The 15,163-nt window shown below is 39.1% G+C and carries 15 protein-coding genes; 10 read left to right on the forward strand and 5 right to left on the reverse strand.

Annotated elements, in window-relative coordinates; translation table 11 throughout:
- Nucleotides 1–7: 7 nt before the first annotated feature.
- The 4 genes from NBG71_RS11465 to NBG71_RS11480 form a co-directional block, all read right to left on the reverse strand.
- On the reverse strand, nucleotides 8–637 hold the full coding sequence (locus NBG71_RS11465; protein ID WP_006535141.1) for a ferredoxin-like protein: 630 nt from the start codon (nucleotides 635–637) through the stop codon (nucleotides 8–10).
- Nucleotides 638–1,249: 612 nt separating this feature from the next.
- Nucleotides 1,250–3,010, reverse strand: a complete 1,761-nt coding sequence (gene ggt, locus NBG71_RS11470) for a gamma-glutamyltransferase (RefSeq protein WP_075674384.1) — start codon at nucleotides 3,008–3,010, stop codon at nucleotides 1,250–1,252.
- Between the two features lie 296 nt (nucleotides 3,011–3,306).
- Complete coding sequence (locus tag NBG71_RS11475) at nucleotides 3,307–3,909, reverse strand: peroxiredoxin C (protein ID WP_075674385.1); 603 nt, start codon at nucleotides 3,907–3,909, stop codon at nucleotides 3,307–3,309.
- A 442-nt stretch (nucleotides 3,910–4,351) separates the two neighbouring features.
- Nucleotides 4,352–4,939, reverse strand: coding sequence for an acyl carrier protein phosphodiesterase (locus NBG71_RS11480; protein ID WP_075672041.1), 588 nt, complete (start codon nucleotides 4,937–4,939; stop codon nucleotides 4,352–4,354).
- Nucleotides 4,940–5,046: 107 nt separating this feature from the next.
- Between NBG71_RS11480 and queA the strand changes: the two genes are divergently transcribed.
- From queA to thiL, 10 genes are all read left to right on the forward strand, one after another.
- Nucleotides 5,047–6,120, forward strand: a complete 1,074-nt coding sequence (gene queA, locus NBG71_RS11485) for a tRNA preQ1(34) S-adenosylmethionine ribosyltransferase-isomerase QueA (RefSeq protein WP_250916868.1) — start codon at nucleotides 5,047–5,049, stop codon at nucleotides 6,118–6,120.
- Nucleotides 6,121–6,303: 183 nt separating this feature from the next.
- A complete protein-coding gene (tgt, locus tag NBG71_RS11490) occupies nucleotides 6,304–7,446 on the forward strand; it encodes a tRNA guanosine(34) transglycosylase Tgt (protein ID WP_036911729.1) in 1,143 nt (380 codons plus the stop codon).
- 85 nt (nucleotides 7,447–7,531) lie between these two features.
- The gene (gene yajC, locus NBG71_RS11495; RefSeq protein WP_006535133.1) at nucleotides 7,532–7,867 is read left to right on the forward strand and encodes a preprotein translocase subunit YajC; all 336 of its coding nucleotides are present in this window, start codon (nucleotides 7,532–7,534) and stop codon (nucleotides 7,865–7,867) included.
- A gap of 32 nt (nucleotides 7,868–7,899) precedes the next feature.
- Entirely contained in the window at nucleotides 7,900–9,747 is a 1,848-nt protein-coding gene (gene secD / locus NBG71_RS11500) for a protein translocase subunit SecD (protein ID WP_075672033.1), read from the forward strand.
- 10 nt (nucleotides 9,748–9,757) lie between these two features.
- Nucleotides 9,758–10,726, forward strand: a complete 969-nt coding sequence (secF, locus tag NBG71_RS11505) for a protein translocase subunit SecF (RefSeq protein ID WP_075672031.1) — start codon at nucleotides 9,758–9,760, stop codon at nucleotides 10,724–10,726.
- A 116-nt stretch (nucleotides 10,727–10,842) separates the two neighbouring features.
- Nucleotides 10,843–11,292: a transcriptional regulator NrdR gene (nrdR, locus tag NBG71_RS11510; RefSeq protein ID WP_006535128.1), complete on the forward strand. Its 450-nt coding sequence runs from the start codon at nucleotides 10,843–10,845 to the stop codon at nucleotides 11,290–11,292.
- A gap of 70 nt (nucleotides 11,293–11,362) precedes the next feature.
- Entirely contained in the window at nucleotides 11,363–12,517 is a 1,155-nt protein-coding gene (ribD, locus tag NBG71_RS11515; RefSeq protein ID WP_075672029.1) for a bifunctional diaminohydroxyphosphoribosylaminopyrimidine deaminase/5-amino-6-(5-phosphoribosylamino)uracil reductase RibD, read from the forward strand.
- Nucleotides 12,518–12,729: 212 nt separating this feature from the next.
- The gene (ribH, locus tag NBG71_RS11520; protein ID WP_023580887.1) at nucleotides 12,730–13,200 is read left to right on the forward strand and encodes a 6,7-dimethyl-8-ribityllumazine synthase; all 471 of its coding nucleotides are present in this window, start codon (nucleotides 12,730–12,732) and stop codon (nucleotides 13,198–13,200) included.
- Between the two features lie 28 nt (nucleotides 13,201–13,228).
- A complete protein-coding gene (nusB, locus tag NBG71_RS11525; RefSeq protein ID WP_006535124.1) occupies nucleotides 13,229–13,642 on the forward strand; it encodes a transcription antitermination factor NusB in 414 nt (137 codons plus the stop codon).
- A 99-nt stretch (nucleotides 13,643–13,741) separates the two neighbouring features.
- Nucleotides 13,742–14,725: a thiamine-phosphate kinase gene (gene thiL, locus NBG71_RS11530; RefSeq protein WP_099659975.1), complete on the forward strand. Its 984-nt coding sequence runs from the start codon at nucleotides 13,742–13,744 to the stop codon at nucleotides 14,723–14,725.
- A 95-nt stretch (nucleotides 14,726–14,820) separates the two neighbouring features.
- On the opposite strand, the gene NBG71_RS11535 is transcribed toward thiL, so the two are convergent.
- On the reverse strand, nucleotides 14,821–15,156 hold the full coding sequence (locus NBG71_RS11535; RefSeq protein WP_075672025.1) for a zinc ribbon domain-containing protein YjdM: 336 nt from the start codon (nucleotides 15,154–15,156) through the stop codon (nucleotides 14,821–14,823).
- Nucleotides 15,157–15,163 lie beyond the last annotated feature (7 nt).

Genomic DNA, 15,163 nt, shown 5'->3' on the forward strand with positions numbered 1-15,163 from the left:
TGGATTATTAAACAGTAATTTCTTTCCATTCAATGATTTGCAGAGCGCCTGTTGGGCACGCTGATGCACACTCACCACATAAATTACATTTGCCGGATTTTTTAGTTTGTGGGTTGACGGTTGCCATCATCCACGGACAGGCTGTTGTACAGGCGGCACAACCAATACAACGACGTGTATCAACGACAATACAGCCGAACTCTTCTTGGTAACGGATTGCTTTTACTGGGCAAACCTTCATACATTCAGGATCTTTACATTGGCGACATGTATCTGTTGTAAAGTTTAAATCACCATAAAGTCCACCACCGGAACCAATACCTTTATCACCAAAATAAAAATGACGATGGATTTTTGTGCGTGAGAAGAATGAACCTACGCTTCCATCATTCCATGTTGTACATGCCGTTTCGCAACGATGGCATCCAGTGCAACGCGCTCTATTTGTGACTAAAACACCTTTAGGCGTTGTAGTTAATTGAATTATTCCGCTATCTATTTCTTCTTGCTTACAACCTAAAAGAGAAAGCAATGCGGGTGCTATAGTGATCCCTGCAAGCCCTTTACCGGATATTCGCAGAAACTCTAGTCTTGATAGTCCAATATCTAATATTGGACGATGATGTGTATCAGACATTAATATTTATCTCCGCTTAACTAATTTAATAAGAAATAAGTTGTGATGATAAATTATTTATTTATCCGCTTGCTTTACCGTTATATAAAAAATATAATAACGATATCTTTAAGGGATATATTATAAAATTCAACTCTTTTTTATGATAAAAATACATTGTGATGAAATGTTAAATATTTGTATTTACAATGTGTTATCTCCACTTTTTGCGTATTTTTATTATCCTCTTTGATAGTGTGGTTATTAAAAAATTAATACTGTGATTGTTATCATAGAAATAAAAAAATGGAGTGTTATAAATTTAATTTAATTAAATGATTATTGTTTTTATCTGTAATTACGAAAGAGAATAACTACTATTTATATATATTCTATTGTCGAAATTAAATTAAAAGTGATTTGCTCTTATATTCTATCTAATATTATTGTTTTAATAATAATTTGATATTCAATATTAAATATATATCTAATCAAAAATAGATATTGATTATTATTAATAGAATAATATATGAATAAATTGTAAAACCATGACTAGATCATTTTTATAAAAAAAGAAACCTTATCTAATCAAGAGAAGGTTTCTTTTGTTTGTTTTATTCGATGACTTTATTGCTAGTAACCGACTGCTTTACCTGCTGGGCGACGAACATCATTTGATCCATAAAGATAACCTTCACGTACTGCACCAGAAACAGCGGAATCATTACCTGATGATGCTGGGATCACTCCTTCTTCTCCTGGGAGTCCGACCATAATAAGTTCAGCCGCTCCCCATGGCGTCTGTTCTACCATTTTATATCCCATGGCAGAGAGTTTTTCTAAAGTGTCTTTTGATAATCCTCGTTGCTCATAATAAACTTCATCCGGCAACCATTGATGGTGAATACGAGGGCTATTAACGGCTTCTTGTGGCGGCATACCAAATTCAATGATATTCAGTGCCGTTTGTAAGGTAATCGAGATAATGCGAGAACCTCCCGGTGATCCTAAAATAAGGAAAGGTTTACCTTCCTTAGTCACAATCGTTGGGCTCATTGATGATAATGGGCGTTTTAATGGTGCAATGCTATTACGCTCACCTTGTACTAAACCATAGAGATTTTTTTCGCCGACTTTGGTTGTAAAATCATCCATCTCGTTGTTGAGGAAAAATCCAGTTCCCGGTGCGATGACTACGGCACCGAAACGACCATTTATAGTATAAGTGGTTGAAACAGCGTTACCATTTTTATCTATAACTGAGTAGTGTGTTGTTTCAGGGCTTTCATGAGGAGCGATACCGGGTTGTACATTTTCTGATGGCGTGGCTTTATTCGGTTTGATTTGTTGGCGTATTTCTGTGGCATAAGCTTTATTTAATAACTTTTCTGTAGGGTTTTTAATAAATTGAGGGTCACCAAGAAAAGTATTTCTGTCCATATAAGCATGACGCATTGCTTCTGTTAAAGTATGAACATATTCAGCTGAATTAAAGCCCATCGATTTGAGATCATAACCTTCCAAAATATTTAGCGTTTGGCAGATAGTAACTCCGCCTGAACTTGGTGGCGGTGCAGAAATAAATTCATAGCCTCGGTAAGTACAGGTGATAGGTTTGGTTTCTGTGATAGTAAAATTAGCAAAATCTTCTTGAGTTAACAGGCCATTATGTTGTTTCGACGCTTCTTCAACTTTTTTAGGGATCTCTCCTTGGTAAAATGCATCAGAACCTTGGTTTGCGATGAGTTCTAATGTATTAGCTAAATCAGTTTGAATTAGGCGATCACCGGGTTGCCACGGTGTTCCATCTGGTTTTAAGAAAATTTTTGCAGACTCAGGATCTTGTTTAAAACGTTCTGTTGTTGTTTCTAACACATCAGTATCTGCGCGGGTTAAAATATATCCTTCTCTTGCAAGCTTAATGGCAGGCGCCATAACCTCTTGACGTGAAAGCGTACCATATTTCTCTAATGCTGAATTCAATCCTTTTACTGTGCCGGGTACTCCTGAAGCGAGATAACCATATAGGCTGGCATCTTTAATCAAATTTCCATCTTTATCTAAATACATATTTTTAGAAGCAGAAGAGGGTGCTGTTTCCCTAAAATTGATAAAAGTATTTGTACCATCAGCAAGGTGTATTGTCATAAAACCACCGCCACCAATATTACCACAGCAAGCATTTACGACAGCTTGTGCATAACCGACGGCAACGGCAGCATCAATCGCGTTACCCCCTTTTTGTAAAATATCATTCCCGACTTGTGATGCGAGGTGTTGAGAGGAGACAACCATGCCATGTTGTGCTTCAACAGCGGGTTCATAGGCTGCATAAAGTGAATGTGAAAAAAGGGTAGTAAGTAATAGCAGGTGCGTTTTTTTTATAGTAATCATTATTATCTCCATTAATAACAGGGAGTTATTTTGAATAGATACAAATATAGAGTTTTACGCTGTTATTAATATGAATTAACAATTGCGTAACAATAAGTATAGAGAGAGGTTATTGGTGATGAGAATTTTTTTTGATGTGATGATCACAAAATTATCTTTAAGCAGATAAACAATAAGCTTATTTATAACTAATAACAGTAATAAATAGAGTTGATAAGAAATAAAAAGATAAGTACGGAATAAATAAAAAAAGCCTGTTTTTACAGGCTTTAAAAATACGTTAGCTTACTGAACTATTACAGTTTGCCAGAGTTCGCTTTCAGGTATTTAGCAACGCCGTCTGGAGATGCGCCCATACCTTCTTGACCTTTTTCCCACTGTGCAGGGCAAACATCACCGTGCTCTTCGTGGAATTGCAGTGCATCGACCATACGGATCATTTCGTCGATATTACGGCCTAATGGCAGATCGTTAACGACCTGATGACGAACAACACCTTCTTTGTCGATCAGGAATGAACCACGCAGTGCAACGCCTGCTTCTGGATGTTCGATACCGTAAGCTTTGATGATGTCGTGTTTGATATCAGCAACCATTGGGTATTTAACTTCACCAATACCACCGTCATCAATAGGAGTTTTACGCCATGCGTTATGAACGAATTCTGAGTCCATAGAAACGCCGATGATTTCAACACCACGTTTTTGGAACTCTTCGAAACGGTGATCAAATGCAATCAGCTCTGAAGGGCAAACGAAAGTGAAATCCATTGGCCAGAAGAAAATAACGGCAGGTTTGCCTTTGATAAATGAATGCAAGTTGAAATCATTAACAATCTCACCATTACCTAAAACGGCAGCAGCTGTGAAATCAGGGGCTTTGCGAGTAACCAGAACCATAATGTACTCCTGTAAATTGAAAGAGTTTATACTCGTCATATTTCAAGTTGTAGCGTTGTTGACTGCGTTCATTCGCACTAGTCACATACTTTTGTATGCTCCTAGTAGCTCATTCACTTGTCGCCTAGCTACACCTCAGTAAATTCAGGGTGCATACCCTGTTTTAAATGATGCATACAGCATAAATAATCAATCGCTATTGATAAAGTTAAACAGAACAATCTATTTGATAGATTATAACTATTAGTTTAATACAATAAAGTAGGATTATTTATGACTCCTTGTATAACGATTCATTCTAATCAACTTTGGAAATGAATACTATGCTTGTTAACAATTCGTTACGAATAATATGATAAATTGACTCAGCATCTCTTTGATATATCAAATGTAATTCGACAATATGACAAAAAGATGAAACTCAAAATGGTAGTTAAATGTATCAGTCATCAAGTTGGTGTTGCTGTGCTCTTTCTAGCAATTGTGGATAAAACTGCCAAAAAATCTCACTTAATTCATCGTAATGTGTTTCTAGTACGATATAAGAGCCCGCAAGTGCGCTTAATCGCGGTCTTCTTCTCGCCATTCCTTTTAATGTTTGAGCAATATAGGCCTTGTCCGCATAACGAATTAACCAAGATTGTGACCATAAATATTCGTTGAGCTCTTGGAATTTTTCAGGTGTTTGCCATAAATCTGGTTCAATAATATTTCGAGTCTTGGTGACAAATTCAGTCAATGGTATATTCGGTTCAAATTTTGACCAATTTAAAGAAAGAAAATGATCCCAAAAAACATCTAAGGTAATCGGTGAAACTCGGCGATATTCATCAGGAAATAAAAGGCGAGCTTGTTTGACTAATGGGTGAGTATCAGTGAGTACATCAATACGTCTATGCATACGAATACCCTCAATAACAGTTTGGCTGTAATCAGAGCTAGGCGCGCCTTTGACGTAATCTGCCATCATATTGCCTAATAGAGAGCTTTTTGCCCTAAAGGCCAGATGTAAGTGAGCAAGATAATTCATCTCATCATCATAGCGCTTTTTGAATAAAAAAGGGCTTCTTTGTTGCACTGATAAGCTGGCAGCACTAGACTAGTCCGCCTGTTTTTTATGAAAGTAGTCGTTTAATTATGCGTGTATCAGACTTTACATTTGAATTGCCAGAAGCCTTGATTGCTCACTATCCTCAAACTCAACGCAGTGGTTGTCGTTTGCTCTCTTTAGAAGGTGAGACTGGTGCTTTATCACACGGTATTTTTACCGATGTGTTAGATAAAATAAATGCTGGTGATCTACTGGTTTTTAATAATACTCGCGTGATCCCTGCGCGTATTTATGGCCGTAAAGCGTCAGGCGGTAAAATCGAAGTGTTAGTTGAGCGTATGCTTGATGAACATCGTGTGCTTGCCCATGTTAGAGCCTCTAAATCACCCAAAGAAGGCGCGGCGCTTGTGCTAGGTGAAGATGAAAGTGTACAAGCAACTATGGTTGCGCGTCATGATACACTTTTTGAAATTCGTTTTGATGATGAAAGAGATGTTCTCACCATCCTAAATAGCATTGGGCATATGCCTTTACCCCCTTATATTGATCGCCCAGATGAAGAATCTGATAAAGAGCTTTATCAAACGGTCTATAATGAACGTCCAGGTGCTGTCGCTGCACCGACTGCGGGATTACACTTTGATGAACCATTACTTCAAGCCTTAAAAGAAAAAGGTGTGGAGATGGCATTTGTCACACTGCATGTTGGTGCGGGGACTTTCCAACCAGTGCGTGTTGATAACATCGAAGAACACACAATGCATTCTGAATATGCAGAAGTACCACAAGATGTGGTTGATGCTGTATTAGCATGTAAAGCGCGTGGTAATCGAGTGATTGCAGTGGGTACAACTTCTGTTCGTTCTTTAGAAAGTGCTGCGAAAGCAACAAAAGATGCGTTAATCGCGCCTTTCTTCGATGATACCCAAATCTTTATTTATCCGGGTTACCAATATCAAATTATTGATGCATTGATTACGAATTTCCATTTGCCTGAATCAACTTTAATCATGCTGGTTTCTGCTTTTGCAGGGTATAAAAATACCATGAATGCATATAAAGAAGCTGTTGAGCAAGAGTATCGTTTTTTCAGTTATGGTGATGCGATGTTTATTACTCGTAATCCTTTAGCTATTAATGAAAAAGTAGGACAAGAATAAAGATTTATTATTCTTTTTAACGTTTTTCTTCGTTTTATGAATTGTTATTTCAACTTTATTGCTTAATCCCTTTGACTAAGCACGGATTTTTGTTGAAGTAACATATACAGCTGTCTAACAAATGATTAGAATGTGCTGTTTTTTATTGCGCATTGGACTGTTTTTCTGATGCTTGGAGGATGAGTGAAATACGAATTAGACAAAACCGACGGTAATGCTCGTCGCGGTCGCCTTATTTTTGAACGTGGTGTTGTTGAAACACCTGCATTTATGCCAGTGGGTACTTACGGCACAGTAAAAGGAATGACACCTGAAGAAGTAAAAGCAACAGGTGCACAAATTCTTTTAGGCAACACCTTCCACTTATGGTTACGTCCTGGTCAAGAAATCATGAAATTACATGGTGATTTACATGATTTTATGCAATGGCAAGGTCCTATTTTAACGGATTCAGGTGGTTTCCAAGTCTTTAGTTTAGGCGCAATGCGTAAAATTAAAGAAGAGGGTGTTCACTTCCGTAACCCTATTAATGGCGAAAAGATTTTCTTAAGCCCAGAAAAATCAATGGAAATCCAATACGATTTGGGTTCTGACATTGTGATGATTTTTGATGAGTGTACGCCATATCCTTCAGATTGGGATTATGCGAAAAACTCAATGGAGATGTCATTACGTTGGGCTAAACGTAGTCGTGCGCGCTTCGATGAACTTAATAACAAAAATTCATTATTCGGTATTATTCAAGGCGGTGTTTACGAAGATTTACGTGATATCTCTGTAAAAGGGCTAGTCGAAATTGGTTTTGACGGTTACGCTGTCGGCGGCCTTGCGGTCGGTGAGCCTAAAGAAGATATGCACCGTATTTTAGAGCATGTCTGCCCTCAAATTCCTGCGAATAAACCGCGTTATTTAATGGGGGTCGGTAAACCAGAAGATTTAGTTGAAGGTGTTCGTCGTGGTATTGATATGTTTGACTGTGTCATGCCAACACGAAATGCACGAAATGGCCATCTGTTTGTAACCGATGGTGTCATTAAAATTCGTAATGCGAAACATCGCTCTGATACATCAACACTTGATGAACATTGTGACTGCTATACCTGTAAAAATTATAGCCGTGCTTATTTACATCATCTTGATCGTTGTAACGAAATTTTAGGTGCAAGGCTGAACACTATTCACAACTTACGTTATTATCAACGTTTGATGGCTGAGATTCGTCAGTCTATTGAAGATTCACGCTTTGAAGAATTTGTACACGAATTCTACGAACGTATCGGAAAACCTGTTCCACCGCTAAATGGCAGTGCGACTAAGTGTGAATAATGTATACGAGAAAGCCCAATTCTGTGTATGATATTGGGCTTATAACTTGAATATCGTCGATATCGACAACAATGAGGAAAAGTGAATGAGTTTTTTCATTTCTGATGCTGTAGCTTCTGCTGGACAAGCAGCACCTGAAGCTAGCTTTATGTCTATTTTACCGATGTTAGTGATCTTTATTCTGATTTTCTATTTCATGATCCTACGTCCACAGCAAAAACGTACTAAAGAACATCGTAAACTGATGGATTCTATCGGTAAAGGTGATGAAGTTTTAACGACTGGTGGTTTAATTGGTCGTGTTGTTAAGGTTTCAGATAACGGCTATATCGTTGTTGCTCTGAATGAAACAACTGAAGTAACTATCAAACGTGACTTTGTTGCCGCTGTATTACCTAAAGGCACAATGAAAGCTATTTAATAACATTTCCCCAAAGGGAAAAGGGAACTGCCGTGCTAAACCGTTATCCTTTGTGGAAGTACCTGATGTTGATAGCCGCTATCCTCATCGGTCTGCTTTACGCACTTCCTAACCTATATGGTGAGGATCCGGCTGTTCAAATCACTGGCGCGCGGGGAACCGCCGCCAATGAGCAAACACTGGATCAAGTTCGATCTTTATTAGATAAAGAAAAAATTGAAGCGAAATCTATTGCACTTGAAAATGGTGCGATTTTGGCTCGTTTCGGTAACCCTGATATTCAGTTACGTGCCCGTGAAGTGTTGTTGCCTGCATTAGGCGACCAGTTCATTGTTGCACTTAACCTTGCACCAGCAACACCAAAATGGTTAGAAGCCATTGGTGGTGAGCCGATGAAACTGGGGTTAGACTTACGTGGTGGTGTTCACTTCCTGATGGAAGTTGATATGGAAACTGCGTTAGGTAAACTTCAGGAACAAAATGTTGAAAGTCTGCGTACATTATTACGTGACGAAGGCATTCCGTATTCCTCTATCCGTAAAACGGATAACTATGGTGTTGAAATCCGTTTCCGTAATTCGGATGATCGCTCTAAAGCTTCAGATTACCTAACTCGTCGTAATCAAGATCTTATTTTTAGAGATGGCGCAAATAACTCATTAAGAGCTATTTTTACTGACGAACGTTTACGTGATGCACGTACTTATGCGGTACAGCAAAATATCACTATCTTACGTAATCGTGTTAACCAGTTAGGTGTTGCAGAGCCATTAGTACAACGCCAAGGTGCTGACCGAATTGTTGTTGAATTACCAGGTATCCAAGATACCGCTCGTGCTAAAGAAATCTTAGGTGCGACAGCAACATTAGAATTTCGTTTAGTCAATACTACCGTTGATCCTTCTGCTTTAGAAACAGGTCGTATTCCGGGCGACTCAGAAGTGAAATATACCCGTGAAGGTAGACCAACTATTCTTTATAAACGCGTTATTTTAACGGGTGACCACATTACTGACTCAACCTCTCAGGCTGATGAATATGGTCAACCACAAGTGAATATTTCACTTGATAGCGCTGGTGGTTCTATCATGTCTAACTTTACGAAAGACAACGTCGGTAAACCGATGGCAACACTGTTCGTAGAGTATAAAGACAGCGGTAAACGCGATGAGAATGACCGAGCTGTATTGGTTAAAAGCGAAGAAGTCATCAACGTTGCGAATATTCAGAGTCGTTTAGGAAATAGTTTCCGTATTACGGGTATTTCAAATGCGAATGAAGCACGTCAATTATCTCTATTATTACGTGCTGGTGCGTTGATTGCACCTATTCAAATCGTTGAAGAAAGAACGATTGGTCCAACTTTGGGTCTGCAAAATATTACCCAAGGTTTAGAAGCGTGTTTATGGGGTCTGATTGCGTCAGTTGCCTTTATGATAATTTATTATCGTAAATTTGGTGTGATTGCGAGTACTGCATTAATGGCAAACTTAGTGTTAATCGTTGGGGTAATGTCACTATTACCGGGCGCAACACTAACCATGCCGGGTATTGCGGGTATCGTATTAACACTTGCCGTCGCCGTCGATGCCAACGTACTGATAAACGAACGTATCAAAGAAGAGTTACGTAATGGTCGATCAGTACAACAAGCAATCCATGAAGGTTATAAAGGTGCCTTCTCCAGTATTATTGATGCGAACTTAACCACATTAATTACAGCTGTGATCCTTTATGCTGTCGGTACCGGCTCAATCAAAGGCTTTGCTATCACAACTGCAATCGGGGTTGCAACATCCATGTTTACCGCTATCGTCGGTACTCGTGCGATTGTAAACCTGTTGTATGGTGGTAAACGCGTTAAGAAACTGTCTATTTAAGGAGCACGTTGTGGCACAGGATTATACTGTTGAACAATTAAACCATGGTCGTAGAGTCATTGACTTTATGCGTTGGGACAACGTCGCCTTTAGTATTTCGTTTCTGCTTTTGATAGCGTCAATTGCTATCATTTCCGTGAAAGGATTTAACTGGGGACTGGATTTTACAGGTGGTACAGTAATTGAGATCAATCTCAGTCAACCAGCCGACCTTGATAAAATGCGTGATAGCCTAGATGCAGCGGGCTTTAAAGATCCTCTGTTACAAAACTTTGGTAGCAGCCGCGATATTATGGTGCGTATGCCTCCTGTTGAAGGGCAGGCAGGTCAAGAATTAGGTAAGAAAGTTATCGATGTTATTAATGCTGAAGTTGATAACGATGCTGTGGTAAAACGTATTGAATTTGTTGGGCCAAGTGTGGGTAGTGAATTGGCTCAAACAGGTGCAATGGCGTTATTATCTGCACTTATCTGTATTCTTATCTATGTTGGATTCCGTTTTGAATGGCGTTTGGCGTTAGGTGCTGTTATCGCACTTGCGCATGACGTGATTATTACGCTGGGTGTGCTTTCACTATTCCACATAGAGGTTGACTTAACCATTGTGGCATCATTGATGTCTGTTATCGGTTACTCACTAAACGATAGTATTGTCGTATCAGACCGTATTCGTGAGAATTTCCGTAAAATTCGTCGAGGTACTTCATATGAAATTATGAACGTTTCTCTGACACAGACATTAAGCCGTACCATCATGACATCAGCAACAACATTATTGGTTGTATTAATGCTATATATCTTTGGTGGTTCAATGCTTCAAGGCTTCTCTTTAGTTATGTTAATCGGTGTTTCAATTGGTACTATTTCTTCTATTTATGTGGCTTCTGCATTAGCACTGAAAATGGGAATGAAACGTGAACACTTGATTGTACAAAAAGTGGAAAAAGAGGGTGCAGATCAGACAACACTCTTACCATAATAGAGCGTTTTTCTGATAAAACATTGCAAACACCCTGCCAGTGTATACTGACAGGGTGTTTTTTGTTCACTGAACAGGTACACTGTTTATGAGTATTGTCAAAAGTAGGAATAACTATGCATTGCCCATTTTGTGGAGCCGTAGATACCAAGGTAATTGATTCCAGACTTGTTGGTGATGGTTCACAAGTGCGCCGTCGTCGCCAATGTCTTGTTTGTCATGAACGTTTTACTACCTTTGAAGTAGCAGAACTAGTGATGCCTCGTGTTGTGAAAAGTGATGAAATACGTGAGCCTTTTGATGAAGAGAAACTTCGTCGAGGTATGCTTAAAGCATTAGAAAAACGTCCAGTGAGTTCAGATGATGTTGAAGCTGCGATAAGCCATATCAAGTCACAACTAAGAGCGACGGGTGAAAGAGAAATACCTTCAAAAGAAATTGGCAATTTTGTTATGGAACAACTAAAGAAACTCGATAAAGTGGCTTATATTCGCTTTGCTTCGGTTTATCGTAGTTTTGAAGATATCCGTGATTTTGGTGAAGAAATCGCAAAATTACAGGATTAATATGCTAATACTGTAATTTATTTAATGATTTGATAAATAACGATAAATAATAAAATTATATGTAATTATTATGACAAATAACAACAGCAACAATCCAAGTAAAAATGAAAGCCTGCATGATGAACACTATATGCGTCGAGCTATTGAGCTTGCAGCATTAGGCCGCTTTACAACATCACCTAACCCTAATGTGGGGTGTGTGATCGTAAAAGAGGGTGAGATTATCGGTGAAGGTTATCATCATCACGCAGGTGGCCCTCATGCTGAAGTTAATGCATTAAAAATGGCAGGGGATAGAGCAAAAGGGGCGACAGCTTATGTCACACTTGAACCTTGTAGTCATTTTGGTAAAACACCACCTTGTGCGGATGCCTTGATTAATGCAGGGATAAAACGAGTTGTTGCTGCGATGCAAGATCCTAATCCTCAAGTTGCAGGCCGTGGTTTGCACAAATTATTATCAGCGGGGATTGATGTTTCACATGGCGTTTTAATGCAAGAAGCTGAAAAACTTAACGTTGGTTTTTTTAAACGAATGAGAACAGGCTTCCCTTATATCCAGCTAAAATTAGGTGCATCTTTAGATGGTAAAACGGCATTAGCATCAGGTGAAAGCCAATGGATAACCTCTAAAGCATCTCGTCGAGATGTGCAAAATTTCCGGGCTCAAGCTAGTGCTATTTTAACGACCAGTGCAACAGTAATTGCTGACAACCCTTCTATGAATGTTCGTTGGAATGAGCTTTCAGATGAAATCAAAGCTATCTATCCTGAAGAAACGCTACGTCAACCTATTCGTATTGTTACTGATAGCCAAAATAGAGTGAGTGAAAATCATAAAATCACTCAAATTGAAGGCGAATGCTGGTTGGCGCGTACAAAATCACAGCCAAGTAGCTGGCAAGGCAATGTATCAGAAATCCTATTACCAACAAATGGCAAAAGCAGTGGTGTGGATTTAGTTTTATTAATGATGCAATTGGGTAAACGCAATATCAATACCGTATGGGTTGAGAGTGGCGCTCATTTTGCTGGCGCATTATTAGAGGCAGGGCTTGTTGATGAACTTATTATTTATATAGCGCCTAAAGTTTTAGGGAATGATGCTCGAGGATTATTTGCACTTTCTCCACTTTCATCATTATCCGAAGCACCTGAATTTACAGTAGATTCTCTCCAACAAATTGGCTCTGATATCAGAGTTTGTTTAAAACCTCGTTATTAATAGACGCAAATAAGTGTGTCTACGGCGCTATTTGTAGTAAAATAGCACCGTGTGTGTTATTTCCTGTCGTTACGACATCGTTATCAGCCAACTAAATGCCTTGATTTATCAAGGGTTTTTGGCTCCTTTGCTGTGTAATAATAAAACAGAGCGCAGTAAAGGAAAGAATATGATAAAATCCGCGCCCCGCGGATAGGAGAAAAAGGTAACCTATGAACGTAATCAAAGGTGTTGTCGCGGCGCCAAACGCACGCGTAGCAATTGCAATTGCCCGTTTTAATAATTTCATCAACGACAGCTTATTAGAAGGTGCGGTTGATGCATTAGAACGTATTGGACAAGTTTCCTCTGAAAATATTACCGTCGTTTGGGTTCCAGGTGCTTACGAGCTACCGTTAACAGTTAAAGCTTTAGCTGAAAGCGACAAATACGATGCAGTTATCGCATTAGGTACTGTTATCCGTGGTGGAACCGCACATTTTGAATACGTTGCTGGCGAATGTAGTTCTGGCCTATCTCAAGTTGCAATGCAAAGCGAGATCCCTGTGACTTTTGGTGTATTAACAACTGAAAGCATTGAACAGGCCATTGAACGAGCTGGAACTAAAGCGGGCAACAAAGGTGCTGAAGCGGCAATGACAGCACTTGAAATGATCAATGTACTTAAAGCCATAAAAGGCTAATCATCTGTTTTAACTTAAGGGGAATTTTGTGAAACCTGCTGCTCGTCGTCGTGCTCGTGAGTGTGCTGTTCAAGCTATCTACTCATGGCAATTATCCGGAAATGACATCGCGGATGTGGAATTGGAGTTTTTATCCGAGCAGGATACCCAAGGTGTAGATATTGCTTATTTTCGTGAGCTTTTAGTGGGTGTTGCCATTAATGCAACACGTTTAGATAAGGCAATGGAACCTTATTTATCCCGCCAGCTTGAAGAATTAGGTCAAGTTGAAAAAGCAATTTTACGTTTAGCAATGTTTGAACTTAGCTTCCGTGAAGATGTTCCTTACAAAGTTGCGATTAACGAAGCGATTGAACTGGCTAAGGTATTTGGTGCTGACGATAGCCATAAATTTGTTAATGGCGTGCTTGATAAAGCTGCACCAACTGTACGTAAAAAATAACGTTTTTCACGTTTCCTCTATGGTAAATAATTCAAGGCCGGTATTTTCCGGCCTTTTGTTTAATAAAGCTAGTATGCATAGCTCAATAGGAAATAGATAATGCCTTGTGGTGAATTTTCCCTTATTAAGCAATATTTCACTTCACAACCTGTAAAACGAAAAGATGTGAGTACAGGAATTGGGGATGACTGCGCAATATTGACGGTACCTGAAAAGCAACAAGTGGCGATTAGTACCGACACTTTAGTGAGTGGTATTCACTTCCTTCCTTCTATCTCACCTGAAGATTTAGCCTATAAAGCACTTGCTGTAAATATTAGCGACTTAGCTGCCGTTGGTGCAGATCCTTCTTGGGCTTCATTAGCTTTAACGCTACCGGATACAAACAGTGAATGGCTTGAGGCATTTAGCCGTTCTTTCTTTGCGTTAGCTGATTATTATGCAATCCAGTTAATCGGTGGTGATACTACTCGCGGCCCTTTAAGTTTAACAATCACAATACAAGGGCTTGTTCCACAAGGAACCGCATTACTTCGTTCTGGCGCTAAAATTGGTGATTGGATCTATGTTACGGGGTTTTTAGGCGATAGCGCAGCGGGACTTGCTGTATTACAAAATAGATTACAGCCGACAGAAAAAGAACATAGTGATTATTTTATCGCAAGACATTTGCGCCCTCAGCCTCGTTTACTACAAGGTCAAGCATTACGCCATTTAGCGACCTCTGCGATTGATATTTCTGATGGACTTATTTCAGACTTGAACCATATTCTTACAGCAAGTGGTTGTGGGGCTCGCTTAAATTTAGATGCATTGCCTTACTCGCCAGCGATGAAAGCGGAAGTGAGTGAAGAACAAGCGGAGATTTGGGCATTAAGTGGTGGTGAAGATTATGAGTTATGCTTTACGGTGCCTGAAATCAATCGTGGCGCTTTAGAGATTGCATTAGCGCATACTGGGGCAGATTTTCATTGTATAGGACAAATTATGCCGATTGCTGAAGGCATTCGTTATTTACGTGATGGCAAAGACGTTTACCCTAATCTCAAGGGGTTTGATCATTTTAGTGAGTCTAACGAGTAACCTTGCTTTAATTTTAAAGGCGCTTTATTAGCGCCTTTAATGATATTGATAATATCTAAATTTATATTTAAAGAGATTATCAATAATCTCTTATCTTAGTTCTTTTTTACAAATTCAGATTTCAACTTCATTTGTCCAAAGCCATCAATTTTACAATCAATGTTATGGTCACCTTCGACTAAACGGATCCCTTTAACTTTTGTACCGATTTTTAGTGGAGTTGAGCTACCTTTAACTTTGAGATCTTTAATTACGGTGACGGAGTCACCATCAGCTAATAAATTGCCGTTAGCATCTTTAACCACTAACTCATCGTTATCAACAGTTGGTTCTGTATCGTTCCACTCGTGTGCGCATTCAGGGCAAACATACATTGCACCATCTTCATAGGTGTATTCAGAATTGCACTTAGGACAAGAAGGTAATGACATAATAATA

It is taken from the genome of Proteus sp. FZP2095 (assembly GCF_023701425.1).
Taxonomy (GTDB): domain Bacteria; phylum Pseudomonadota; class Gammaproteobacteria; order Enterobacterales; family Enterobacteriaceae; genus Proteus; species Proteus cibarius.

Bases quoted from the DNA above. Each gene is read 5' to 3' on its own strand.
- NBG71_RS11465 (WP_006535141.1), bottom strand. From the start codon at position 637: ATGTCTGATACACATCATCGTCCAATATTAGATATTGGACTATCAAGA.
- ggt (WP_075674384.1), bottom strand. From the start codon at position 3,010: ATGATTACTATAAAAAAAACGCACCTGCTATTACTTACTACCCTTTTT.
- NBG71_RS11475 (WP_075674385.1), bottom strand. From the start codon at position 3,909: ATGGTTCTGGTTACTCGCAAAGCCCCTGATTTCACAGCTGCTGCCGTT.
- NBG71_RS11480 (WP_075672041.1), bottom strand. From the start codon at position 4,939: ATGAATTATCTTGCTCACTTACATCTGGCCTTTAGGGCAAAAAGCTCT.
- queA (WP_250916868.1), top strand. From the start codon at position 5,047: ATGCGTGTATCAGACTTTACATTTGAATTGCCAGAAGCCTTGATTGCT.
- yajC (WP_006535133.1), top strand. From the start codon at position 7,532: ATGAGTTTTTTCATTTCTGATGCTGTAGCTTCTGCTGGACAAGCAGCA.
- nrdR (WP_006535128.1), top strand. From the start codon at position 10,843: ATGCATTGCCCATTTTGTGGAGCCGTAGATACCAAGGTAATTGATTCC.
- ribD (WP_075672029.1), top strand. From the start codon at position 11,363: ATGACAAATAACAACAGCAACAATCCAAGTAAAAATGAAAGCCTGCAT.
- ribH (WP_023580887.1), top strand. From the start codon at position 12,730: ATGAACGTAATCAAAGGTGTTGTCGCGGCGCCAAACGCACGCGTAGCA.
- thiL (WP_099659975.1), top strand. From the start codon at position 13,742: ATGCCTTGTGGTGAATTTTCCCTTATTAAGCAATATTTCACTTCACAA.
- NBG71_RS11535 (WP_075672025.1), bottom strand. From the start codon at position 15,156: ATGTCATTACCTTCTTGTCCTAAGTGCAATTCTGAATACACCTATGAA.